General features: G+C 61.6%; 24 protein-coding genes. 11 read left to right on the top strand and 13 right to left on the bottom strand.

The annotated features are described in order from the left end of the window. Nucleotides 1-81: 81 nt before the first annotated feature. From dapE to P3S72_RS07545, 3 genes are all read left to right on the top strand, one after another. Nucleotides 82-1,233 carry a succinyl-diaminopimelate desuccinylase gene (dapE, locus tag P3S72_RS07555; RefSeq protein ID WP_276196838.1) on the top strand — a complete coding sequence of 384 codons (1,152 nt, stop codon included), beginning with the start codon at nt 82-84 and terminating at the stop codon, nt 1,231-1,233. Further along, nucleotides 1,233-2,042: a putative RNA methyltransferase gene (locus P3S72_RS07550; protein WP_276196837.1), complete on the top strand. Its 810-nt coding sequence runs from the start codon at nt 1,233-1,235 to the stop codon at nt 2,040-2,042. The genes dapE and P3S72_RS07550 overlap by 1 nt, the downstream gene beginning before the upstream one ends. A gap of 71 nt (nt 2,043-2,113) precedes the next feature. Next, nucleotides 2,114-2,491 (top strand): hypothetical protein, encoded by a 378-nt coding sequence (locus P3S72_RS07545; protein WP_276196836.1) that lies wholly within the window; start codon nt 2,114-2,116, stop codon nt 2,489-2,491. An 82-nt stretch (nt 2,492-2,573) separates the two neighbouring features. Here the strand turns inward: P3S72_RS07545 and P3S72_RS07540 are convergent, their stop codons facing one another. After that, the gene (locus P3S72_RS07540; protein WP_017844724.1) at nt 2,574-2,783 is read right to left on the bottom strand and encodes a cold-shock protein; all 210 of its coding nucleotides are present in this window, start codon (nt 2,781-2,783) and stop codon (nt 2,574-2,576) included. A 180-nt stretch (nt 2,784-2,963) separates the two neighbouring features. Between P3S72_RS07540 and plsB the strand changes: the two genes are divergently transcribed. From plsB to P3S72_RS07525, 3 genes are read left to right on the top strand one after another with little or no spacing between them, the layout of a single operon-like run. Beyond that, nucleotides 2,964-5,474: a glycerol-3-phosphate 1-O-acyltransferase PlsB gene (gene plsB / locus P3S72_RS07535; protein ID WP_276196835.1), complete on the top strand. Its 2,511-nt coding sequence runs from the start codon at nt 2,964-2,966 to the stop codon at nt 5,472-5,474. Nucleotides 5,475-5,533: 59 nt separating this feature from the next. Then, a complete protein-coding gene (locus tag P3S72_RS07530) occupies nt 5,534-5,935 on the top strand; it encodes a YbaY family lipoprotein (RefSeq protein WP_276196834.1) in 402 nt (133 codons plus the stop codon). A 27-nt stretch (nt 5,936-5,962) separates the two neighbouring features. Further along, nucleotides 5,963-6,652: a DUF4197 domain-containing protein gene (locus tag P3S72_RS07525; RefSeq protein ID WP_276196833.1), complete on the top strand. Its 690-nt coding sequence runs from the start codon at nt 5,963-5,965 to the stop codon at nt 6,650-6,652. A gap of 127 nt (nt 6,653-6,779) precedes the next feature. On the opposite strand, the gene P3S72_RS07520 is transcribed toward P3S72_RS07525, so the two are convergent. The 4 genes from P3S72_RS07520 to P3S72_RS07505 all read right to left on the bottom strand — a co-directional run bounded on the left by P3S72_RS07520 (nt 6,780) and on the right by P3S72_RS07505 (nt 11,896). Further along, nucleotides 6,780-6,992: a hypothetical protein gene (locus P3S72_RS07520; RefSeq protein ID WP_276196832.1), complete on the bottom strand. Its 213-nt coding sequence runs from the start codon at nt 6,990-6,992 to the stop codon at nt 6,780-6,782. A 135-nt stretch (nt 6,993-7,127) separates the two neighbouring features. Next, entirely contained in the window at nt 7,128-7,721 is a 594-nt protein-coding gene (locus P3S72_RS07515) for a threonine transporter RhtB (RefSeq protein ID WP_276196831.1), read from the bottom strand. Nucleotides 7,722-7,723: 2 nt separating this feature from the next. Continuing rightward, the gene (locus tag P3S72_RS07510) at nt 7,724-10,789 is read right to left on the bottom strand and encodes an efflux RND transporter permease subunit (RefSeq protein WP_276196830.1); all 3,066 of its coding nucleotides are present in this window, start codon (nt 10,787-10,789) and stop codon (nt 7,724-7,726) included. A 6-nt stretch (nt 10,790-10,795) separates the two neighbouring features. Then, nucleotides 10,796-11,896 (bottom strand): efflux RND transporter periplasmic adaptor subunit, encoded by a 1,101-nt coding sequence (locus P3S72_RS07505; protein ID WP_276196829.1) that lies wholly within the window; start codon nt 11,894-11,896, stop codon nt 10,796-10,798. 93 nt (nt 11,897-11,989) lie between these two features. Between P3S72_RS07505 and P3S72_RS07500 the strand changes: the two genes are divergently transcribed. Then, nucleotides 11,990-12,649, top strand: coding sequence for a TetR/AcrR family transcriptional regulator (locus P3S72_RS07500; RefSeq protein ID WP_276196828.1), 660 nt, complete (start codon nt 11,990-11,992; stop codon nt 12,647-12,649). 18 nt (nt 12,650-12,667) lie between these two features. On the opposite strand, the gene P3S72_RS07495 is transcribed toward P3S72_RS07500, so the two are convergent. Then, nucleotides 12,668-13,450 carry a class I SAM-dependent methyltransferase gene (locus P3S72_RS07495; RefSeq protein ID WP_276196827.1) on the bottom strand — a complete coding sequence of 261 codons (783 nt, stop codon included), beginning with the start codon at nt 13,448-13,450 and terminating at the stop codon, nt 12,668-12,670. 96 nt (nt 13,451-13,546) lie between these two features. Here P3S72_RS07495 and P3S72_RS07490 point away from each other — a divergent pair, with 96 nt between their 5' ends. Beyond that, a complete protein-coding gene (locus P3S72_RS07490; RefSeq protein ID WP_276196826.1) occupies nt 13,547-14,167 on the top strand; it encodes an energy transducer TonB in 621 nt (206 codons plus the stop codon). A gap of 41 nt (nt 14,168-14,208) precedes the next feature. Here the strand turns inward: P3S72_RS07490 and P3S72_RS07485 are convergent, their stop codons facing one another. From P3S72_RS07485 to ppc, 6 genes are all read right to left on the bottom strand, one after another. Beyond that, nucleotides 14,209-15,036, bottom strand: coding sequence for an isocitrate lyase/phosphoenolpyruvate mutase family protein (locus tag P3S72_RS07485; protein ID WP_276196825.1), 828 nt, complete (start codon nt 15,034-15,036; stop codon nt 14,209-14,211). A gap of 27 nt (nt 15,037-15,063) precedes the next feature. Further along, complete coding sequence (locus tag P3S72_RS07480; protein WP_276196824.1) at nt 15,064-15,924, bottom strand: DUF72 domain-containing protein; 861 nt, start codon at nt 15,922-15,924, stop codon at nt 15,064-15,066. Then, complete coding sequence (locus P3S72_RS07475) at nt 15,924-16,226, bottom strand: hypothetical protein (RefSeq protein WP_247407821.1); 303 nt, start codon at nt 16,224-16,226, stop codon at nt 15,924-15,926. The genes P3S72_RS07480 and P3S72_RS07475 overlap by 1 nt, the downstream gene beginning before the upstream one ends. 248 nt (nt 16,227-16,474) lie before the next feature. After that, nucleotides 16,475-17,158, bottom strand: coding sequence for a tRNA (adenosine(37)-N6)-threonylcarbamoyltransferase complex dimerization subunit type 1 TsaB (gene tsaB, locus P3S72_RS07470; RefSeq protein WP_276196823.1), 684 nt, complete (start codon nt 17,156-17,158; stop codon nt 16,475-16,477). Between the two features lie 89 nt (nt 17,159-17,247). After that, nucleotides 17,248-17,895 carry an adenylate kinase gene (adk, locus tag P3S72_RS07465; RefSeq protein WP_276196822.1) on the bottom strand — a complete coding sequence of 216 codons (648 nt, stop codon included), beginning with the start codon at nt 17,893-17,895 and terminating at the stop codon, nt 17,248-17,250. Nucleotides 17,896-18,175: 280 nt separating this feature from the next. Then, a complete protein-coding gene (gene ppc / locus P3S72_RS07460; protein ID WP_276196821.1) occupies nt 18,176-20,821 on the bottom strand; it encodes a phosphoenolpyruvate carboxylase in 2,646 nt (881 codons plus the stop codon). Between the two features lie 197 nt (nt 20,822-21,018). Here ppc and P3S72_RS07455 point away from each other — a divergent pair, with 197 nt between their 5' ends. From P3S72_RS07455 to P3S72_RS07445, 3 genes are all read left to right on the top strand, one after another. Then, nucleotides 21,019-21,363: a pilin assembly protein gene (locus P3S72_RS07455; RefSeq protein WP_276196820.1), complete on the top strand. Its 345-nt coding sequence runs from the start codon at nt 21,019-21,021 to the stop codon at nt 21,361-21,363. A 284-nt stretch (nt 21,364-21,647) separates the two neighbouring features. Beyond that, nucleotides 21,648-22,073, top strand: a complete 426-nt coding sequence (locus P3S72_RS07450) for a DUF4398 domain-containing protein (protein ID WP_247402785.1) — start codon at nt 21,648-21,650, stop codon at nt 22,071-22,073. A 56-nt stretch (nt 22,074-22,129) separates the two neighbouring features. Next, nucleotides 22,130-22,915: an OmpA family protein gene (locus tag P3S72_RS07445; protein WP_276196819.1), complete on the top strand. Its 786-nt coding sequence runs from the start codon at nt 22,130-22,132 to the stop codon at nt 22,913-22,915. Nucleotides 22,916-22,969: 54 nt separating this feature from the next. Here the strand turns inward: P3S72_RS07445 and P3S72_RS07440 are convergent, their stop codons facing one another. Further along, nucleotides 22,970-23,254, bottom strand: coding sequence for a hypothetical protein (locus P3S72_RS07440; RefSeq protein ID WP_247402790.1), 285 nt, complete (start codon nt 23,252-23,254; stop codon nt 22,970-22,972). Between the last annotated feature and the right edge of the window lie 28 nt (nt 23,255-23,282).

Below are 23,282 nucleotides of genomic sequence, written 5' to 3'. Positions count from 1 at the left end.
TCTGGCCGCCGTTTTGCTATAAGATAACGGCCGTTTTGTGTGCCTTGCCTGCTCACCTATAAAAGCTCCGGAGTTCCCCCCATGACGGCCCATGCCGACCTTTCGCCGACCCTTCAACTTGCCATCGACCTGATCCGCCGCCCCTCGGTGACGCCGATCGACGCCGATTGCCAAAAGCTGATGATGCAGCGCCTGGGCGACGCCGGTTTCCAGCTTGAGCCGATGCGCATCGAAAACGTGGACAACTTCTGGGCCACCCACGGCAAGCACGACGGCCCGGTGCTGTGCTTTGCCGGCCACACCGACGTGGTCCCGACCGGCCCGGTGCAGGCCTGGCAGAACGACCCGTTCGACGCGCTGATCGACGACCACGGCATGCTCTGCGGCCGTGGCGCGGCGGACATGAAAGGCAGCCTGGCGGCGATGCTGGTGGCATCGGAGCGCTTTGTGCAGGACTACCCGGACCACACGGGTTCGGTGGCCTTCCTGATCACCAGCGATGAAGAAGGCCCGGCGCACCACGGCACCAAGGCCGTGATCGAACGCCTGGCCGCGCGCAAAGAGCGTCTGGACTGGTGCATCGTCGGCGAACCGTCAAGCACCAGCCTGGTCGGCGATGTGGTCAAGAACGGCCGTCGTGGCTCGCTCGGCGCCACCCTGACCGTGCGCGGCGTGCAAGGTCACGTGGCCTACCCGCACCTGGCGAAGAACCCGATCCACCTGGCCACCCCGGCACTGGCTGAACTGGCCGCCGAGCATTGGGACGACGGCAACACCTTCTTCCCGCCGACCAGCTTTCAGATCTCCAACCTCAACGCCGGCACCGGCGCCACCAACGTGATCCCCGGCGAGCTGACGGCGGTGTTCAACTTCCGCTTCTCCACCGAATCCACCGTGGACGGCCTGCAACAGCGCGTCGCCGCGATCCTCGACAAGCACGGCCTGGACTGGCACGTGGACTGGGCGCTGTCCGGCCTGCCGTTCCTCACCGAGCCGGGTGCCTTGCTCGATGCGGTGTCCGCCAGCATCAAGGCGATCACTGGCCGCGAGACCCAGGCGTCCACCAGCGGTGGCACGTCCGACGGGCGCTTCATTGCGACCCTGGGCACCCAGGTGGTCGAGTTGGGCCCGGTCAACGCGACGATCCATCAGGTCAACGAACGCATTCTGGCCAGCGACCTCGACGTGCTGACCGAGATCTACTACCAGACCCTGATCAAGTTGCTCGCCTGATGCTAGCCTGCCCCATTTGCAGCGCACCGCTCAACGCGGTGGACAATGGCGTGGCGTGCCCGGCCGGGCACCGTTTCGACCGCGCGCGCCAGGGTTACCTGAACCTGTTGCCGGTGCAGCATAAAAACAGCCGCGACCCGGGCGATAACCTCGCCATGGTCGAGGCGCGCCGCGACTTCCTCAACGCCGGGCACTATGCCCCGGTGGCCACGCGCCTGGCACAACTGGCCGCGGAACAAGCACCGCAGCGCTGGGTGGACATCGGCTGTGGCGAGGGTTACTACACCGCCCAAATCGCCGACGCCCTGCCCCACGCCGACGGCTATGCCCTGGATATTTCCAAGGAAGCGGTCAAGCGTGCGTGCAAGCGCAACCCGGCGCTGACCTGGTTGATCGCCAGCATGGCCCGCGTGCCGTTGGCCGATGCCAGTTGCCAGTTTCTCGCCAGCGTGTTCAGCCCGTTGGACTGGCAAGAGGCCAAACGCCTGCTCAGCCCCGGCGGCGGCTTGATGAAAGTCGGCCCGACCCGCGGCCACCTGATGGAGCTGCGCGAGCGGTTGTACGACGAAGTGCGCGAGTACACCGACGACAAACACCTGGCCCTGGTGCCGGACGGTATGAGCCTGCAGCACAGCGAAACCCTCGAGTTCACGCTGAGCCTGGCGGAGCCGAAGGACCGTGCCAACCTGCTGGCCATGACGCCTCACGGCTGGCGCGCCAGCGCCGAGCGCCGCACCGAGGTGATCGAGGCCGTCGAACCGCTGCTGGTCACCGTATCGATGCGCTACGACTATTTCGTGCTTCAATAACCGACTTTTCGGGCACTACGCCCACCCTGAATCCGCGAATGGATTTTCGAATCCCGCAACGAGGAACATCCATGCGCCAACCTGATATCGAGATTTACCTGAAGGACGCCGACGTCGACTACAAGGCCATCGCCGCCTGGCTGGGCGCCGCCCTGGGTCCTTGCTCCGACTGGGTCCAACGCGGCCAGACCTACAAGTGCAAAGCCGGCGACGTGCCGGTGACCTGGCTGCCCAAGGCGGTAGGCAAATGGAACAGCCTGTTCCTGGAAAGCGACAAAACCCCGTGGGAAGACGACATCGCCTGCGCCCGCGCCGCCTTTGCCGCGCTGAACGTTGAAGTGCGTTGCGCGCCGGGGAGTTGGGTAGAGGAAGAAGGTGAGGAAAGCGCCGACACCTGGATTCGGATCAGCACAGACGGTGAAGAGCAAATCACCTGGAAAACCACCTGATCTGAATGTGTGAACCCAATCAAAATGTGGGAGGGGGCTTGCCCCCTCCCACATGGCTTCTAGGCTGTAACAAAAATCCGCATTACAAACCGACTACATCCTCCGCCTGCAAGCCCTTCTCGCCGCTCACCACGGCGTATTCCACCTGCTGGCCTTCGGCCAGGGAACGGTGACCTTCACCGCGAATGGCGCGGTAGTGTACAAACACATCCTTGCCGTCTTCACGCTGAATAAAACCATACCCCTTGGCATCGTTGAACCACTTCACATTACCGGTTTCGCGCGTTGTCATCTGTTCACTCCCACATGATTGTTATTGTTGAGTCGCTCGCGTTGAACTGCCGAGTATATGACAGGCTCAAAAACGATCAACTCAACTTTACATCGCTGCTTTTTTGCCGATTTTCGGCGAATACGGCACACTACCCGCCCGAGCACTTGCTCGGTTTTTTCCACTTGAAGCAGCTCGCCTATGACCCGCTCCCCGTTCCGCCGTCTGGTGTTTGGCACCTTGCGCCGACTGTTGTACCTCTGGGTTCGCTCAGAGACGATCAACCAGTCGGCCCTTACCCTTAACCTCGACCGCAGCCGGCCGGTGTTCTACGTCCTGCAATCACCCTCGCTCACCGAATTGGCCGTGGTCGATACCGAGTGCACCAAGGCCGGCCTGCCGCGCCCGGTGCTGCCGGTAGCGGTCGGCCCGTTGCTGGAACCTGCGGCATTCTTCTACCTCACGCCGGAGCCCGACTGGCTCGGCCGCCAGGACAAGCGCGGCGCGCCGCCCACCCTGACCCGCCTGGTCAACACCCTCAGCGCACACGCACAAGAGAATGCACAAATCATTCCGGTCAGCGTGTTCTGGGGGCAGTCGCCCGACAGCGAGTCCAGCCCATGGAAACTGCTGTTCGCCGACAGCTGGGCCGTCACCGGGCGCCTGCGCCGGCTGCTGAGCATCCTGATTCTAGGGCGCAAGACCCGCGTGCAATTCTCCGCGCCAATCAACCTGCGTGAATTGATCGAGCACAATAAAGGCCACGAACGCACCGTGCGCATGGCCCAACGCATCCTGCGCGTACACTTTCGTAACCTGAAAACCGCAGTGATCGGCCCCGACCTGTCCCACCGCCGTAACCTGGTGAAGGGCCTGGTGAATATGCCGCTGGTGCGCCAGGCCATCCTTGATGAAGCTGAACGCGAGAAGATCAGCCCGGAAAAAGCCAAGGCCCAGGCGCTGCGCTACGGCAATGAAATTGCCTCGGACTACACCTACACCGCGATCCGCTTCCTGGAAGTGGTGCTGAGCTGGTTCTGGAACAAAATCTACGACGGCATCAAGGTCAACAACATCGAGGGCGTGCAAAAGGTTGCCCAGGGTTACGAAGTGATCTACGTCCCCTGTCACCGTAGCCACATCGACTACCTGCTACTGTCCTACCTGCTGTTCAAGAACGGCCTGACACCGCCGCACGTTGCCGCCGGCATCAACCTGAACATGCCGGTGATCGGCAGCCTGCTGCGCCGCGGCGGTGCGTTTTTCATGCGGCGCACCTTCAAGGGCAACCCGCTGTACACCTCGGTGTTCAACGAGTACCTGCACACCCTGTTCACCAAAGGTTTCCCGGTGGAGTACTTCGTCGAAGGCGGACGCTCGCGCACCGGGCGCATGCTGCAACCGAAAACCGGCATGCTGGCGATCACGTTGCGCAGTTTCCTGCGCTCCTCGCGTATGCCGATCGTGTTCGTGCCGGTGTATATCGGCTATGAGCGAGTGCTCGAAGGCCGCACCTACCTCGGTGAGTTGCGCGGCGCGAGCAAGAAGAAAGAGTCGATCTTCGATATTTTCAAGGTCATCGGTGCGCTCAAGCAGCGTTTTGGTCAGGTCGCCGTCAACTTCGGTGAACCGATCAAACTGGCGCAATTCCTCGATGCCGAGCAACCGGGCTGGCGCGCACAGGAACTGGGGCCGCACTACAAACCGGCGTGGCTCAACCAAACCACCAACCGCCTCAGCGAACAGGTGGCGCGCCATTTGAACGAAGCGGCCGCGATCAACCCGGTGAACCTGGTGGCCCTGGCGTTGCTGTCGACCACGCGCCTGGCCCTGGATGAACAGGCCATGGCCCGCCAGTTGGACCTGTACCTGGCGCTGCTGCGCCGTGTGCCCTACTCGCCCCATACCACCCTGCCCGAGGGTGATGGTATGGCGCTGATCAAGCACGTCAAGGACATGAACCTGCTGTCGGAACAGAGCGATGCCCTCGGCAAGATTCTGTACCTGGACGAGCAAAACGCCGTCCTGATGACCTACTACCGCAATAACGTGCTGCACATCTTTGCCTTGCCGGCGCTGCTGGCGAGCTTCTTCCAGAGCAGCTCGCGCATGAGCCGCGAGCAGATTCTGCGCTACACCCATGCGCTGTACCCGTACCTGCAATCGGAGCTGTTTATCCGCTGGTCGCTGGAGGAACTGGACCCGGTGGTCGACCAATGGCTGGAGGCGTTTGTCGAACAAGGCCTGCTGCGCTTCGAGAACAACGTGTACCTGCGCCCGGCGCCAAGTTCGCGGCACTTTGTGCTGCTGACACTGCTGTCCAAAAGCATCGCCCAGACCCTGCAACGCTTCTACATGGCGATCTCGCTGCTGCTCAACAGCGGCCAGAGCAGCATCAGCGCCGAAGAGCTGGAAGACCTGTGTACGATCATGGCCCAGCGCCTATCGATCCTGCATGGCCTCAACGCCCCGGAGTTCTTCGACAAGAGCCTTTTCCGACATTTTATTCAGACGTTGCTGGAGCAAGATGTGCTGCGCCGCGACGAAGCCGGCAAGTTGAGCTATCACGACCAGCTCGGTGATCTGGCTGAGGGCGCGGCGAAACGGGTGCTGCCGGCCGAGATTCGTTTGTCGATCCGTCAGGTCGCCCTGCATCGCGTCGACGGCGCGGCCGAAGCGCCGGTCGAAGCTGAAGCCCTCAAACCGGAATAAAGCCGCTAGATTGAATAAGGCGTCGCAGGGTTACGGCGCCGTTGAAAAGGAGCTACACCATGAAAAAGATCATCCTCCTGGGCCTGACCGCCCTGCTCGGAGCCTGTCATTCGATGAACCCCGCGCCCAAGGCCAGCCTTGATGGCGAAGTGTTCTACCTGCAACGCATCGCGCTGCCGCCGACGGCCATCTTGAGCGTCAGCCTGCAGGACGTATCGCTGATGGACGCTCCGGCCGTGACCCTGGCCGAGCAGAAAGGCCCGGTCAAAGGCCAGGTGCCGCTGCCGTTCCACTTGAGCTACGACCCGGCCCAGGTCAAGCCGGGCCACAGTTACTCGGTCAGCGCTCGCATCGAAGTGGATGGCAAGCTACTGTTTATCACCACCGAGCGGCACACCGTGCAACTCAATGCTCAAGACTCCCAACCGCTGCGCCTGCGGGTTGATGCGGTCGCACACTGATTATTTGCAGATCATAAGGAAGCGTCCATGCTCCGTAATTCCCTTCGCCTCACTGCCCTGTGCGCCGGCCTGCTGCTCGGTGCCAATGCCATGGCGCTGTCCCTTGGCAGCCTGTCCCAGGGCGACGCCACCGGCGGCCTCAAGGATGCTTTGACCCAAGGCGCGCAGATCGCCGTGAAACAACTGGGTGTACCGGGTGGTTTCAGCAACAACCCCGAAGTCAAGATCGGCCTCCCGGGAAAACTGGGCAAAGTCGCCGACAAGCTGAAGATGTTCGGCATGGGTGACCAGGTCGAGCAGCTCGAAACCAGCATGAACAAAGCCGCTGAGACCGCCGTGACCCAGGCCCAGCCAATCCTGGTCAACGCGGTGAAAAACATGAGCGTGACCGACGCCAAGGGCATCCTCACCGGCGGCCAGGACTCGGCCACCCAGTACCTGAACAAAAGCAGCCGCGAAGCCATCCGCGCCAAGTTCCTGCCGATCGTTAAGGCCGCCACCGACAAGGTCGGCGTGGCCCAGCAGTACAACGCCCTGGCAGGCAAGGCCGCAGCGTTTGGCGCGGTCGATGCCAACAGTGCCACCGTCGAAAACTACGTGACGGAACAAGCGCTGGATGGTTTGTTCAAGATGATTGCGCAGCAGGAAGAGACGATTCGCAAAAACCCGGCCGCTGCGGCGACCAGTTTGGCGAAGAAGGTGTTTGGCGCGCTTTAACGCCACACGAGGTGAGCAGAAAAAAGGCCCTGACATCGTCAGGGCCTTGTTTTTTTTCGCCGAACCGTCTATCAAGTCCCCGAACCCAGCGCCCCACGCTCACGCCCGGCGGCGTTGACGAATAGGCTCAATAGTGGATGTGCGAAGCGCGTCGGGCGGCCCCGTGAGACATGTGCGCGCTATGAGCGCTGGACGAAGCCGCATTGACGTTATGGTTATCGTTGTTGATATTAATATTGATATCGCGATTGGCGTTTGGCTGATTCTGTCCAAACATATTTCCAAGCCCAAGCATCGAGCCCGCGAATTGCATCGGTAACGCCAGCAAAGGTAACAGCATACACACCCCGTCCTATTCAGATTAAAGCCAACTCCCCGCCCCGCATCTCATACGCGGGAACCGCTCGGTCGGCTAATCCTGTGTGGACGCAAGGGTAAAAACGGTTCCTTCCTGCGTGTGAAATACTGCGTCGCTTCAGTTGAAAATCGAGTCAGCCAGGCGACCCAGTAGAAGCGTGGCAAAACAGCCAATGGCGATGGCAGCGACCCGATTGATCGCAAGCGGACTCAACCAACCCTGTTGACGCCCGACGACCCCTGCACCGAACGCTATCCAGGCCGCCCCTACCGGCACTACGACCAGCGCAAGGGCGCTCATGAAAACCAGGTAACCGGCCCAAGTGGTAAAGGTATTGATCGGCGCGATCAATGAGGCAATCAACAACCCCTTGGGATTCATCACCGTCAACCAGAAAAAGGACAACCCGGTGAATCGATCCTGGGTTGGAACGTCCTGAGCTTTTTTGCGTAACCACAACTGATACGACACTAAAAGCAAGTAAGCGCCGGCGGCCAACTGCGTCAATTTCAAGGCCCACGGGGCATATGCCGAAAGGTAGAGCAACGCCGAGCCCCACAGCGACACTTGTAACAGGTACGCCAGGCACTCGATGAAGGCCAGCTTCCACGAAGCCCGAAACCCGAACAACACCCCTGCGCGGAAAAGCAGGGTGTTGGTCGGGCCGGGGGCGAGCAACAACAACACTAAGGCTGAAACAGTGGCCAGCATGATTATGCGACGTCCTTCCTCACTCGGAACCACGCAGCATACAGGGCTGGCAGGAACAATAGGGTCAACGCCGTCGCCACAATCAACCCGCCCATGATCGCCACCGCCATCGGTCCGAAGAACACACTGCGGGACAGCGGGATCATCGCCAGTACCGCCGCAAGGGCAGTGAGAACAATCGGCCGGAAGCGTCGGACGGTGGCTTCGATAATCGCCTGCCACGGCGCCAGTCCAGCCTTGATGTCCTGTTCGATCTGGTCCACCAGGATCACCGAGTTGCGCATGATCATCCCTGACAGGGCGATGGTGCCGAGCATGGCCACGAAGCCGAAGGGTTGGCGGAACACCAGCAGGAACAGCGTGACCCCGATCAGGCCCAAGGGCGCCGTAAGAAATACCATCACCGTGCGTGAGAAGCTGCGTAGTTGCAGCATCAGCAACGTCAGCACCACCACGATAAACAGCGGCACGCCGGCCTTGACCGAATTCTGCCCACGGGCGGAATCCTCGACGGTACCGCCGACGTCCAGCAGGTAGCCGTCCGGCAGTTCGGCGCGCACGCCTTCGAGGGTCGGCAGGATCTGCTGAACCAGGGTCGCCGGCTGTTCCTTGCCGTAGATGTCGGCGCGCACGGTCACCGTGGGCAGGCGGTTGCGGTGCCAGATGATGCCTTCTTCGAAGCCGTATTCGAGGGTCGCGATCTGCGACAGCGCAACGCTTTTACCGTTGTCCGTCGGTACGGCCAGGCTGGGCAGCAGCGACAGTTCGGTGCGCTCGTAAACGGTGCCGCGCAGGAGGATTTCGATCAACTCGTTGTCCTCCCGGTACTGGCTGACGCTGGCACCGGTCAGAGAACTCTGCAGAAATTTCGACAGGTTGGCGGTGCTCACACCGAGGGCGCGCGCGCGGTCCTGGTCAATATTGAGGTAGACGACTTTGCTCGGCTCCTCCCAGTCCAAATGCACGTTCACCACGTGGGTATTTTCGCGCACCTTGGCCGCCACTTTCCGCGCCAGCGCACGGACTTCGTCGATGTGCTCGCCGGTCACGCGAAACTGCACCGGGTAACCCACGGGAGGGCCGTTTTCCAGGCGTGTGACGCGTGAACGCAACTCGGGAAAATGCTCGTTGAGGGTTTGGATCAACCAGATACGCAGGCTTTCGCGCTCCTCGATGGACGTGGCCAACACCACAAATTGCGCAAAGCTGGCGGCCGGCAGTTGCTGGTCGAGAGGCAGATAGAAGCGCGGCGAGCCGGTGCCGACATAGGCCACGTAGTTGTCGATACCGGCGTGCTCCTTGAGCAGGGCTTCCAGGCGCTTGACCTGGCCAGCGGTGTTGCTCAGGGACGCGCCCTCGGCGAGTTTCAGGTCGACCATCAACTCCAGGCGGCCGGAAGCCGGGAAGAACTGTTGCGGCACAAAACGAAACAGTGCGACCGAGCCGATAAACAGCAGCAGGGTCAGGACGATCACGGTCTTGCGTCGAGTGACGCACCACCCCACCAAACGTCTGACGCGCTGGTAGAACGGCGTGCCGTAAGGATCGGGACCGTCGGCACCGTGTTTGGCCGCATGAATTTTCGCCAGGTCCGGCAGGAGTTTTTCACCCAGATACGGCACGAACACCACGGCAGCGATCCACGAGGCGAGCAACGCGATGGTCACCACCTGGAAGATCGAGCGAGTGTATTCACCAGTACTCGATTGCGCGGTGGCAATCGGCAGGAAGCCGGCCGCCGTGATCAGCGTACCGGTCAGCATCGGGAACGCGGTACTGGTCCAGGCGAAACTGGCCGCTTTAAGCCGGTCGTAACCCTGTTCCATTTTGATCGCCATCATTTCCACGGCGATGATCGCGTCATCCACCAGCAAGCCCAGGGCCAGCACCAGGGCGCCGAGGGAAATCTTGTGCAGGCCGATGCCGAGGTAATACATGCTGGCAAAGGTCATTGCCAGCACCAGCGGGATCGCCAAAGCCACCACCATGCCAGTGCGCACGCCGAGGGAGAAAAAGCTCACCAGCAAGACAATGGCCAGCGCCTCGGCCAACACTTGGACGAATTCTCCGACACCGGTTTTCACCGCAGCAGGTTGGTCCGACACCTTGCGCAGTTGCATGCCCGCCGGAAGGTTCTTCTGCAGGCGTGCGAACTCATCTTCGAGGGCTTTGCCCAACACCAGAATGTCGCCGCCCTCGTGCATGGCGACGGCCAGACCGATCGCGTCTTCGCCCATATAGCGCATGCGCGGTGCCGGTGGATCATTGAAACCACGGTGAATATCGGCCACATCGCCAATACGAAAGGTGCGGTCGCCTACGCGAATCGGGAAGCTACGGATCTCTTCCACACTCTTGAAATTGCCCGACACCCGCAGTTGCACGCGCTCAGTCGGGGTTTCAAAGAAGCCAGCCGTGGAGACGGCGTTCTGTTCCTGCAACGCTTGTTGTACGGCGGCCAGCGGTAAGCCGAGGGTGGCGAGTTTGAGGTTGGACAACTCGATCCAGATCTTCTCATCCTGCAGGCCGAGCAGTTCGACCTTGCCCACATCCGGCACGCGTTGCAGTTGAATCTGGATGCGGTCGGCGTAGTCCTTGAGCACCGCATAGTCAAAACCGTCGCCGGTCAGGGCGTAGATGTTGCCAAAGGTGGTGCCGAATTCATCGTTGAAAAACGGCCCCTGGATATCCGGCGGCAAGGTCTGGCGAATATCGCTGATCTTCTTGCGCACCTGATACCACAGCTCGGGAATCTGCGCCGAGCGCATGGCATCGCGGGCGACGAAAGTGACCTGGGACTCGCCGGGGCGCGAGAAAGAGACAATGCGCTCGTACTCGCCGGTCTCCATCAGCTTTTTCTCGATGCGTTCGGTGACCTGGCGCGACACCTCCTGGGCCGTGGCTCCGGGCCAGTTGGTCTTAATCACCATGGCCTTGAAGGTGAACGGCGGGTCTTCGCTTTGCCCCAGCTTGGTGTAGGACAGAGTCCCAACCACCGCCAGCAGGATCATCAGGAACAGTACGATCTGGCGATTACGCAACGCCCATTCGGAAAGATTGAAACCCATCGGGGACTACTCCTTGACCGCCAGATTCACCACCCGGTTGGAGCGATCCACCGGGCGCACTTGTTGGCCCTCATGGAGCACATGGACACCGGCGGCAATCACCCAGTCGGTGGGGCTCAAGCCTTCGAGCACGGGTACGGTTTTTTCGCCAAAGGCACCGATACGCACCGGGGTACGCACAAGGGTGTTATCCGGCTGCACGCGCCAGACGTAGGACGCGCCGTTCTCCGCGCTCAGGGCGGACAGCGGCACCGACAGCGGAATAACGCCGTCGGCCTGTATGAAAACGCGGGCGCTCTGGCCCAGTTCTGCCGGAACCTTGCCACCGCTGAACGCGATGCGAGCGGCGAACGTGCGCGATTTCGGATCGGCGGCGGGCGACAGTTCACGAATACGTCCTGCAAACCGCTGGTCCGGCTGGCTCCACAATTCGACCGACACCGGCTGACCGATCTTGAACCGGCCGAAGCCTTGCTCGGGCAGGCTGATCAGCACTTCACGCTCGCCATCGGTGGCCAGGGTGAACACGGTCTGGCCCGCGGCGACCACCTGGCCGACTTCCACCGCGCGTTTGGCGACGACGCCATCCTGCGGGGCGCGGAGTACGGCATAACCGGCCTGGTTGCTGGATACATCGAACTCGGCCTTGATCTGCTTGAGGCGTGCTTCACCCGATCGGTAGAGATTTTCCGCATTGTCGTACTGGGAACGGCTGACCATCTGACGGTCCATCAGGGTCTTGTAGCGGTCACGCTCGGCACGCACCAGCCTCAGGTTGGCCTCGGCGGCGGTCACCTGGGCGCGAGTGGCTTCCAGTTGCAGGCGCACATCCTGCGGGTCGAGTTCCGCCAACGGTTGATTGGCCTTGACCCGCGCGCCCTCTTCCACCAGCCGCTGGCTGACCTTGCCGCCGATGCGAAAGGCCAGGTCCGGCTCATACCGCGCGCGCACCTCGCCCGGATAGCTGTCCATCGCCTGCGCCGAAGGCTGTGGTTGCACCACCATGGCCGGGCGGAGGGTGGTCTGGGCCGATTCTTCATGGCCGCAGGCGGCGAGTAAAACCAGCAGACTGGCAGGCAACGCAAGGGGCAAGAGAATGCTGCGCATGCTGAAGGACCTTTCGCAAATGGAGCTTGGAATAATTATACTGGGCAGTATGTTATTAATACCAAACTCACCAGTCCAGTATTAAAGGTGGAAATGTCCTACAATCCCGTCAACACCAACAGCCCTGGGCGTCCCAAGGACATGGCAAAACGCCAGGCAATCCTCGAAGCAGCGAAAATCCTGTTTTTGAGCAACGGTTACGCAAATACCAGCATGGATGCCGTGGCCCTTGAGGCCGGCGTATCGAAACTGACCGTCTACAGCCACTTCACCGACAAAGAGACCTTGTTCACCGCAGCCGTGGTGGCCAAGTGCGAAGAACAGTTGCCGGTGATGTACTTCGAGCTGCCCGAAGGCGTGCCTGTGGAGACGGTGCTGCTGAATATCGGGCGACGCTTCCATCGGCTGATCAACAGCAAGGAATCGTTGAGCCTGCACCGCCTGATGATGACCACCGGCAATCAGGACGTAAAACTCTCACAGGTCTTCTTCGAAGCCGGGCCGATGCGCATGTTGCAAGGCATGGAGCGTCTACTTGGGCGCATCGACCAGAGCGGCGCGCTGAGCATCGACAAGCCCTTTACCGCAGCCGAACACTTCTTCTGCCTGCTCAAGGGCACCGCGAACTTCTGCTTGTTGTATGGCTGTGGCGGGCAGTTAAGCGAGGACGCGGCCGAAGCCCATGTGCAGGATGTGGTGGGATTGTTTATGCGGGCCTATCGCAGAGAACCCGCTGCAAGCGGCAACGGGTGACCGCTTGTAGCGTATGGCTTAGGGCTTGAGTGCTTTTTTCGGATAGATGTCGTAGCGGCTGGACTTACCATCCAGCGCATGGCTCGGCTTGGGCCCTTCGATACACGGCGCCTTGCGCGGGCGCTTGACCACCACGCGATGGCTGGCCAGGGCCAGCGCCGCCGCCAGCAGGGCCGGTGCGTCCGCGTCGTCGCCCACCAATGGCCGGAACAGGCGCATTTCCTTCTTCACCAAGGCGGTTTTCTCACGGTGCGGGAACATCGGATCAAGGTAGATCACCTGGGGCGGCTCGCCTTGCCAGTTGAGCATCACCTCGATGGAATTGCCCTTGAGCAGCGTCATCCGCGCCACGATCGGTGCCACCTCAAAATCATCGGCAGCGCGCGCCAGGCCGTCCTCGAGCAACGCGCCGATCAGCGGCTGACGTTCGATCAGGCTCATCTCGCAGCCCAGGCTGGCCAGCACGAACGCGTCCTTGCCCAGCCCGGCCGTGGCGTCCAGCACCCGTGGGCGCACGCCTTGGGCGATGCCGACGGCCTTGGCGATCATCTGCCCGCTGCCGCCGCCGTACAAACGCCGGTGCGCCGCGCCGCCTTCGACAAAATCCACGCGCACCGGCCCTGGCGCGTCAGGCCCGAGCTGTTGCAACTGCAGGCCTTGTTCCCCGACTTGCAGGGAAAATTCCGCATCCGCCAGCTGTAACGGCAAGCCAAGCAGCGCAGCCCACTGTTCGGCACGGGCCTGGTAGCCGTCGGCCAAGGCCTCGACCTGGATGCGGCTGGCCGCTGGTTGTTCGCTCATGAATCGCTACGCTCAAAAATATTAAGGATCGACCAATAACGGCCGATAGAAACAAGGATCAGGTATTTTGCCAGAGCTGAGCGTCGACCGAGAAAAATGTCAGACATTCTTCCGCTAACCATCGGTGTACTGCCGACCCACAACAACTACGGCCTGCGCAATACTCAAGCGCTGGCCGGAGTCAGTCATGTGTGGCAGGACTTCTTCGCCCGCGCGCTGGCCGAGCAGCTCGGTGAAACGCCGGACGCGCTCGCCGCCAAGGCATCAGCGCCGCTGGACCCAGCAGTGGAGCCCAGCGCTGGCGCCGACCTGCTGTCGCAAATCCTCACCCAACGTGAATGCGACGTGAAAGACACCGAGATCGCCCCGCCTGAGCCGCTGTTCCTGCCGATCGCCGAATTCGAAACCGAGTTGTTGCCACCGGCCGCCACGCCGTTCCCGCAAGAAGAAATCGTTGCCCAGCAGCGCCAGCAGAGTTTTGAAAGCGGCTGGGTGCGCCCGATCGTACTGAGCGCCGGCCAACCTCTGCCGGAACCCGGCCCAGCGCCGCAACCGCGCCCACTGCACTTGCCGATCGCCGAATTCGAACTGGACCTGCTGCCACCGGCCGCCACACCGTTCCCGCAAGAAGAACTGGCCGCCCAACAAAAGGCTCTGGACTTCGACTACCACTGGGCCCGCCCGCTGGTCGTCAACAACCTGCGCCTGGCTGCTTAAGCCTCAACACAGCGCCCCATCGCCTTAAGAACACGCACCGCTTAATCCTTGAAGAATTGACTGGCCTGACTGTAGGGCATCGAGCGTTCGGTGAAGGTGAAGGTGCCAGACTCGTACACCTCCTGCGCCGCCCGGTAGAACTCGCCATACGCCGCCAGCGCCATGGCCGAGCCCACACTGATACGCTTGACGCCCATCGCGCTCAACTGCGCCACGCTGAGCTTCAGACCGCCGGACATCAGCACATTCACCGGCTTTGGCGCCACGGCCTTGACCAGCGCCAGCACCTCCTCGGCACTGCGCAGCCCTGGCGCATAGAGCACGTCCGCACCGGCTTCGGCGTAGGCCTGCAGCCGGCGAATAGTGTCAGGCAAATCCAGGCGACCATGCAGGAGGTTTTCTGCGCGGGCCGTCAGCATGAACCGGAATGGCAGGCTGCGCGCCGCAGCGACGGCGGCTTCCACACGCTCGACGGAGCGGTCAAAGGGATAGATCGGGTCGACGGCGATACCCGTGGCATCTTCGATGGAGCCGCCGACGATACCGCAGGCAGCGGCGCGCAAAATGGTCTGGGCGCAACCGTCGGGCGTGTCGCTGAAACCGTTCTCCAGGTCGGCGGCCACCGGCAACGCCGTGGCCTTGGCGATCATTGCGGCATTGACCAAGGTGTCTTCCAGGGACAACGCCCCTTCGGCATCCGGGCGCCCCAGGCTGAACGCGTAGCCTGCGCTGGTGGTGGCCAGGGCTTCAAAGCCGAGACTGGCGAGCATGATCGCTGAGCCGGCGTCCCACGGGTTGGGCATTACGAACGCACGATCGCGCTCATGCAGGGCCTTGAAGGTTTCGGCGCGAAGGGTTTGGGCATCCATGACTGACTCCTGGCGGGAAAAGAAGCCTTAGAGTAACCCCAGTTGCTCGGCTGCGGGTTCGCGGTGCAAGGTCGGCAACGCGGGTAGGCCGGGCAAACGTGCCATCAACTTGGCATGGAAACGCAGCGCCAGTTGCGCGGCGAGGCGGTTATCCGAGGTGTGCAGGAACACATAGGGCGTGCGCCCTTCTTCGATCCAACCGGCGATCTTTTCCACCCATGGGATCAGGAACGGGTCGTTGGCCTCAAGCTCGGGATGGCCGATAAACCGCACTTGGGGAAACAGGGTCAACGCCGCCGGGCGCGGTGGCACTTTGGGCTTTTTTGCTTGGGCATGCAGCACGGCCGCCGAGGTCGACGTGCAACTGAACAGGGCGCGAGGGTCGAGGCAGATCCGCTCGACGCCACGGTCGCGCAGCAGACGGTTGAGCATCCGCTCGGCATCACCCTTGGCGAAGAACTCCGGGTGACGCACTTCCACAGCCAAGGGGCGTTCCAGCCCGTCGATAAACCCGGCCAGTTCGCCGAGGCGCTGCGGCGAAAAACTCGCCGACAGTTGCAGCCACAGCGGTGAGACGCGCTCACCCAGCGGGCTCAGCAACCCGACGAAACTGTGCGCCGCCGGCAACTGCTCACGCAGGTCGCCGCCGTGGCTGATGTCACGGGGGAATTTGGCGGTGAAGCGAAAATCCTCGGGCATGATCTCGGCCCAGCGCTGCACGGTGGCAGCCGACGGGCGCGCATAAAAAGTGGTATTGCCTTCAACCGCATTGAAGACCTGCGAGTACAACGCGAGGTAGTCGCTGGAGCGGGCATCGACGGGGTACAGGTACTCGCGCCAGGCGTTTTCACTCCAGGACGGGCAACCGATAAAATAAGGCAGGCGCATCAGATGTGGATGTCGAGACCCAGCACTTCCATATCCCATTCGACAAAGCCGGCGGTGGTCAGGTAGCTGGCCAGGGCGGTGGCGACGCTTTTGCTCATGGAGCGCGGGAAGAGCATGTCTTGCTGACGGGCGGGAAGACCGCCGATACGTGCGTTTGCGGCGCCTTGGGGGCTGGACGACGCTTCGGACTGGACCTCGATGAAGTCCGGCGAATCCTCGACGGATTCGTCTACCGTGACGTTTGCCTTACGCGGCTTACGCTTGAGGGGGTAGGACTGTGAGGAAAATCCGTCTATACGCATCGATGCGAACTCGGTATCGGTGATGGCATTTTAGTGGCGCAATCCATAACGCGCAAATGCTCTGGTGATAACTAGAACACATAAATTGAAAAAGGTTTAAACACTGGAGCAAATTCTGACGATTGGCGCGTTTTTTGGTATGGCGCCCTTGGTGTGGCGAGGGCGCTTGCTCCCATTGGGCTGCGCAGCGGTCCCAGATTTTAGGGGCCGCTTCGCGCCCCAGCGGGAGCAAGCTCCCTCGCCACAGGTCAAAGGCCGCGCTCGGCCTTGGTCTGCGCGACTTTATCGCGCAGGTACACCGGCGCTGCGAGGTCGGCAGCAATCGCCTCGCCACGCTCGAACGCAAAGCGCGCCAGGGTCAGCAAGTCTTCGGCATGCGGCAACATTGCAGCGTCCTGGCCAACCAGCGACACGCCGATGCGTTCGCCATAGCCCCAGCCCGTGCCGGCACCGAACCAGTCACCGCTGGCATCGCTCGGCAACACCGCCGCTTCGGGCGGCAGCACGGCCTCAGCGCCTGCCAGCCGCATCTCGCCGTCGGTTTCGCGGTAGCAGCCCCAATAGACTTCATCCATCCGTGCATCGATCGCCGCCGCCACTTGCCGTGTACCGTGTTCGCGCAACGCCCGCTGTGCCAGCACGGCGAGGTTGGACACCGGCAACACCGGGCGCTCCAACGCAAAGGCCAGGCCCTGGACCACGCCGATGGCGATGCGCACACCGGTAAAGGCGCCCGGGCCACGGCCGAAGGCGATGGCGTCCACGGCGGACAGGCTCGTGCCGGCGTCCTCCAGCAGTTGCTTGATCATCGGCAACAGCTTCTGCGCGTGCAGGCGCGGGATCACCTCGTAGTGGCTCGTTACCTTGCCATCGTGCAGCAAGGCAACCGAGCAAGCTTCAGTCGCAGTGTCCAGGGCCAGCAGGGTGCTCATCGGTGTCGGTGTCCAAGTCGAAAAAAGTGCGCCAGTATAAACAACAACGGCCCGCAAGCGGGCCGTTGTGCGTAAAGCCGATCATTCGATCAGCTCAGCGCTTTTAGCACCTTGCCGGTGATCGCTTCCACCGAGCCGACGCCAGGGATGTGGCTGTACTTCGGCTTGCCGTGGGCAGCCGACAGCTTCTGGTAGAAGTCCACCAGCGGTTTGGTCTGGGAATGGTAGACCGACAGGCGATGACGCACGGTTTCTTCAGTGTCGTCTTTACGCTGCACCAGGTCTTCGCCGGTGACATCGTCCTTGCCTTCCACTTTCGGCGGGTTGTAGACGGTGTGGTACACGCGACCCGAGGCCTCGTGAACGCGACGACCGGCGATACGCTGGACGATCTCTTCATCTTCAACCGCGATTTCGACCACTGCGTCCAACTCGACACCCGCCGTCACCAGGGCTTCCGCCTGGGGAATGGTGCGTGGGAAGCCGTCGAACAAGAAGCCATTGGCGCAATCAGGTTGTGCGATACGGTCCTGGACCAGTGCGATGATCAGGTCATCGGAAACCAGGCCGCCGGCATCCATGATGCTCTTGGCTTGAATACCCAGCTCGGTGCCTGCTTTTACCGCAGCGCGCAGCATGTCACCGGTGGAGATTTGTGGAATGCCAAACTTTTCAGTGATGAACTTTGCCTGAGTACCTTTACCGGCCCCGGGAGCTCCCAGCAGAATGACGCGCATCGATGTGCTCCTCAATTTTTTATAGAGATGACGCTCGGATTCGCCGCGTGGGGCCAATCTCGTAAAAATGTGGGCCCAGGCCGCACAAACGGCCAAAGGCTGATCAAGATACACAGCAGGCCCTAACCACACAAGCCGCCAAAAGTAGGAAAAACCCGCACCACACGTGCGTCATAGGTGGGGTGTGCCTGGGTGCAACCCGACCCTCTAAACGCCGACCGCCTTTTTCAGGGCGGCCGTCGTGGGTTATCCGCAAGCCGTTGAGAACATGCAAAAAACCTCAGCCGGTGTTGCGCAAGCCGGCCGCGATACCGGCCACGGACACCAGCAGCGCCTGTTCCAGAGGGCTGTCTTGCGCCGCTTCCTGGCGACGCGAGCGCGCCAGTAATTCGGCCTGCAACAAGTGCAAGGGGTCGAGGTAGGTGTTACGCAGACGGATGAACTCCAGGGTATCCGGGCTATGGGCAAGCAGTTGCGACTGGCCGGTCAGGCCAAGCACCACCTGGCAAGCCTGCGACAATAGGTCGCGTAAATGCGCACCCAACGGCAACAGCTCCGGCTGCACCAAACGCTCGTCATAGAGCCGCGCGATATCGGCATCGGCCTTGGCCAGCACCATCTCGAGCATATCGATGCGGGTGCGAAAGAACGGCCATTGCTCGCGCATCTGCCCCAGCAACTCACCCTCCCCGCGCTCCAGGGCCTTGCTCAGCGCCGCTTCCCAGCCGAGCCAGGCGGGCAGCATCAGGCGGGTCTGGGTCCAGCCGAAGATCCACGGGATCGCCCGCAGGCTTTCAATACCGCCGGCACGGCGTTTGGCCGGGCGACTGCCCAAAGGTAGGCGCCCCAATTCCTGCTCCGGGGTGGACTGGCGGAAATACTCGACGAATTGCGGATTTTCCCGCACCACGGCGCGGTAGGCGCTGACACCGTCTGCTGCCAATTCATCCATCAAATGGCGCCAGGCCGGCTCCGGTGGCGGCGGTGGCAACAGCGTCGCTTCCAACACCGCCGCCAGGTACAGATTGAGGTTCTGCTCGGCGATGTCCGGCAGGCCGAATTTGAACCGGATCATTTCGCCTTGTTCGGTGGTGCGGAAACGCCCTGCCACCGAGCCCGGCGGCTGCGACAGAATCGCCGCGTGGGCCGGGCCGCCGCCTCGCCCAACGGTGCCGCCGCGGCCATGGAACAACAGCAGTTCCACCTGTTGCTCGCGGCAGATATCCACCAGGCGTTCCTGCGCTCGGTACTGCGCCCAGGCTGCGGCGGTGGTGCCAGCGTCCTTGGCCGAGTCCGAGTAGCCGATCATCACTTCCTGCGGGCCTTGCAGCCGTGCGCGGTAACCCGGCAGCAGCAACAGTTTTTCGATCACTGGGCCGGCGTTGTCGAGGTCGGCCAGGGTTTCGAACAGCGGCACCACACGCATCGGCCGTTGCACGCCCGACTCTTTGAGCAGCAGTTGCACCGCGAGCACATCCGACGCGGCACCGGCCATCGAGATGACATACGAACCCAGGGACGCGGCCGGTGCGGCGGCGATTTCCCTACAGGTGTTCAATACTTCAGCGGTATCGGCCGACGGTTTGAAATAGCCCGGCAGCAGCGGTCGACGATTGGCCAGTTCCTTCATCAGGAAGCTGATGCGCATCTCTTCGTTCCAGTCTTCGTAACGACCCAGACCGAGATAATCGGTGATTTCGGTCATCGCCGCCGTGTGGCGGCTGGCGTCCTGGCGCACATCCAGCCGCACCAGGAACAGGCCAAAGGTGACCGCACGGCGCAGGCAATCGAGCAACGGGCCATCGGCGATCACGCCCATGCCGCACTCATGCAGCGACTGGTAGCACAGCTCCAGCGGGTCCAGCAGGTCGCGGTTGCTTTGCAACACATCCGCCGGCGCCGGGATGCCCGCGCTCAACGACGCGTGGGCCCATTGGCGAGTCGCACGCAGGCGATCACGCAGTTGCTTGAGCAGCGCGCGATATGGCTCGACGCTGTCGCCAACCTTGGCTTGCAACGCCGGGCTGGCCTGCTGCATCGACAGCTCCGAGGCCAGGTGATCGATATCGCGCAGGTACAGATCGGCCGCCATCCAGCGCGCCAGCAGCAAGACTTCGCGGGTGACCGGCGCGGTGACATTCGGGTTGCCGTCACGGTCGCCGCCCATCCACGAGGCGAAGCGAATCGGCGCCGCCTCCAAAGGCAGGTGCAGGCCGGTCGCGGCGTACAGCGCATGGTCGGCCTTGCGCAAGTAATTCGGGATCGCCTGCCATAACGAGTGCTCGATCACTGCGAAGCCCCATTTGGCTTCGTCCACAGGCGTAGGCCGGGTACGGCGGATTTCTTCGGTGTGCCAGGCTTCGGCGATCAGCCGTTGCAGGCGCTCGCGGATCTGCTCGCGCTCGGCCGTGGTGAGGTCACGGTGATCCTTCAGTGCCAACTGCGCAGCAATCGCATCGTATTTCTGGATCAGGGTGCGACGGGCCACTTCAGTGGGGTGGGCAGTGAGGACCAGCTCGATCTCCAGGCGCCCCAACTGACGGGCCAGGGATTCATTGCTGTGGCCTTCGCGTTGCAGGCGGGCCAACAACTCCGGCAACACCCGCGATTCGAAGGGCGCCGGTTGCGACTCATCGCGCCGATGAATCAACTGATACTGCTCGGCGATGTTGGCCAGATTGAGGAACTGGTTGAAGGCCCGGGCGACGGGCAGCAGTTCGTTTTCCTGCAACTGGTTCAGACTGGCGCTGAGTTCCTCGCCCGCCGCCTGCTCGGCCGCCGCGCCACGGCGGTCAGCCTTGGCGCCTTTGCGAATTTGCTCGATCTTGTCGAGAAAATCATCGCCGTACTGCTCTCGAATCGTGTTGCCCAACAGTTCACCCAGCAGGTGAACATCCTCACGCAAACGTGCATCGATATCACTCATCAGCCAATCTCCAGGCAGAAATCCGGGACGCGCAGTCCTTCAGAGTGCCGCTCGCGTCACTGTCTGACAAGGCCAACCACAAACGACGTTAAACCTTGTGGCTTACAGCTAGTCTGAATATTGAGCCGCCGTGTTTATCCACGTAGGCGGCTGGTCACTCATCACCGCCCATTACCTTGGGTTTTATTGAGGTTGCCATGAAAATTCGAGAACTGGCCCAGCATTGGGAAGAAAACGCCAAGGGTCACCTGACCAAGACGGAGTACGCGATCCATCTGGACGTGGAATCCGCCGCCAGGCTGGCGGCCATTGCAGATATGTACCCCAAGCGCCATCCACAAGAGTTGCTCGGCGAGCTGATCGGCGCCGCCCTTGAAGAGCTGGAAGCCAGCTTTCCGTACATCAAGGGCCAGCATGTGATTGCCACCGACGAAGAGGGCGATCCGCTGTATGAAGACGTTGGCCCTACGCCGCGCTTTCTGACGTTGTCGCGCCGCTATCTGCACGACATGTCGGCCAGTGCCGACGAACCGAAGCACTGACAAACCGTCCTTAAACACTCTTCATCCCACGTATTTCCGGGCCTCACAAGGGCCCGGAGTACCTCTGCGCGCGGCGAAAGTTCAAGCCAAAAAGTACTGACCATTTAGTCAGGTATTTTTTTTGGCAAATCGCCATCTTCACTGAACTTTTGAAAAAATCCCCAGGTCACAGCCAGTAAGCCATCACTTGGAACGGCCGTTTGAATAGGCGTTTCGCGCTTTACCGCCGGGCCCGCAGCCGCTGACCAGTGAGATGGACTTTGATGTTTTTGAGGCGTTATCCAATGGAGTTGAAAACGATGAAGACCAGCACTGCCAAATCCACGTTTAACCACCTGCGCGGGCTCAAACTGGCCGCGCTGGCGATCGGCACCAGCTTCGTCCTCGCGGGCTGCGCCGGGAACCCACCAACCGAGCAATACGCCGTGACCCAGTCTGCGGTCAACAGCGCCGTCAGCGCCGGCGGCACCGAGTTTGCCGCCGTGGAAATGAAGTCGGCCCAGGACAAGCTCAAGCAAGCCGAAATCGCCATGCACGACAAGAACTATGACGAAGCCCGTCGCCTGGCCGAGCAAGCCGAGTGGGACGCCCGCGTCGCTGAGCGTAAGGCCCAGGCCGCCAAGGCCGAACTGGCGGTGAAGGACTCCCAGAAAGCGGTTGACGAGCTGCGCAAGGAAGGCATGCGCCCGGCCGCTATCCAGCAGAAATAAGGCGCCGCCCCTTGGCTGCATCGCACCTGATATCGAATTGAAAGGACGACACGACTATGCGCAAACAATTGATGATCCCTGCCCTGCTGGCGATGAGCGTTGCTCTGGCGGCTTGCTCCACCCCGCCGAACGCGAACCTGGAAAATGCACGGACCAACTTCTCGGCCCTGCAAGCCAACCCGCAAGCCACCAAGATAGCGGCCCTGGAAACCAAGGACGCCAGCGAATGGCTGGACAAGGCGGACAAGGCTTACCGCGACAAGGAAGACCAGAAGAAAGTCGACCAGTTGGCGTACCTGACCAACCAGCGCGTTGAACTGGCCAAAGACACCATCGCGCTGCGCGAATCCGAAGCCAAGTTGAAAAACGCCGGTGACGAGCGCGCCCGCGCCCTGCTCGATGCCCGTGATGCGCAGATCAAGCAACTGCAAGACAGCCTGAACGCCAAGCAGACCGAGCGCGGCACCCTGGTGACCTTTGGTGACGTGCTGTTTGCCACCAACAAGTCCGACCTGAACCCCAACGGCATGGTCAATATCGCCAAGCTGGCGCAGTTCCTGCGCGATAATCCGGACCGTAAAGTGATCGTCGAAGGCTACACCGACAGCACCGGTTCCGATTCGTACAACCAGAGCCTGTCCGAGCGCCGTGCGGCCTCCGTACAGCGCGCACTGGCCCAGCAAGGCGTGGACATTTCACGCATCGTGACCCAGGGCTATGGCAAGGAATACCCGGTTGCCGATAACGGCAGCGTGTCGGGCCGCGCCATGAACCGCCGCGTAGAAGTGACCATTTCCAACGACAACCAGCCAGTCAAGCCACGTTCGTCCGTCGCTTACTGATTGATGGATGCTGGAAACAAGAGCCCCACCTGAACGGTGGGGTTTTTTTGCCTATCAACCGCCGATCTTACGACCGTTATCACTGTCCGGCATCATCGCTTGCATGCCTTGGCGACCGCCCATCATCTTGTTCAGTTGCTCCATATCCGGCTGTCCGCCGGAACCGCCAGCGCCCTGAGAACCGCCGGCACCAGCACCTGCCAACATGTCCAGAAGCTTCTTGATCAGCTCAGGTTCCATCTTCCCCTGCTGCTGACCAGCCTCTTGCGAGCCACCCTGATCAAGGCGGTTCTGCCCATTGACCATGCCCATCGCTCTATCGATTGCACTGATAGCCATTGCGCTCTCCCGGATTTTTTCGTAAGGA

The organism is Pseudomonas sp. D3 (genome assembly GCF_029320995.1).
Lineage (GTDB): Bacteria > Pseudomonadota > Gammaproteobacteria > Pseudomonadales > Pseudomonadaceae > Aquipseudomonas > Aquipseudomonas paraveronii.
The sequence above is the reverse complement of the archived record's forward strand: the minus strand, read 5'-3'. Positions and strand labels throughout refer to the sequence as shown.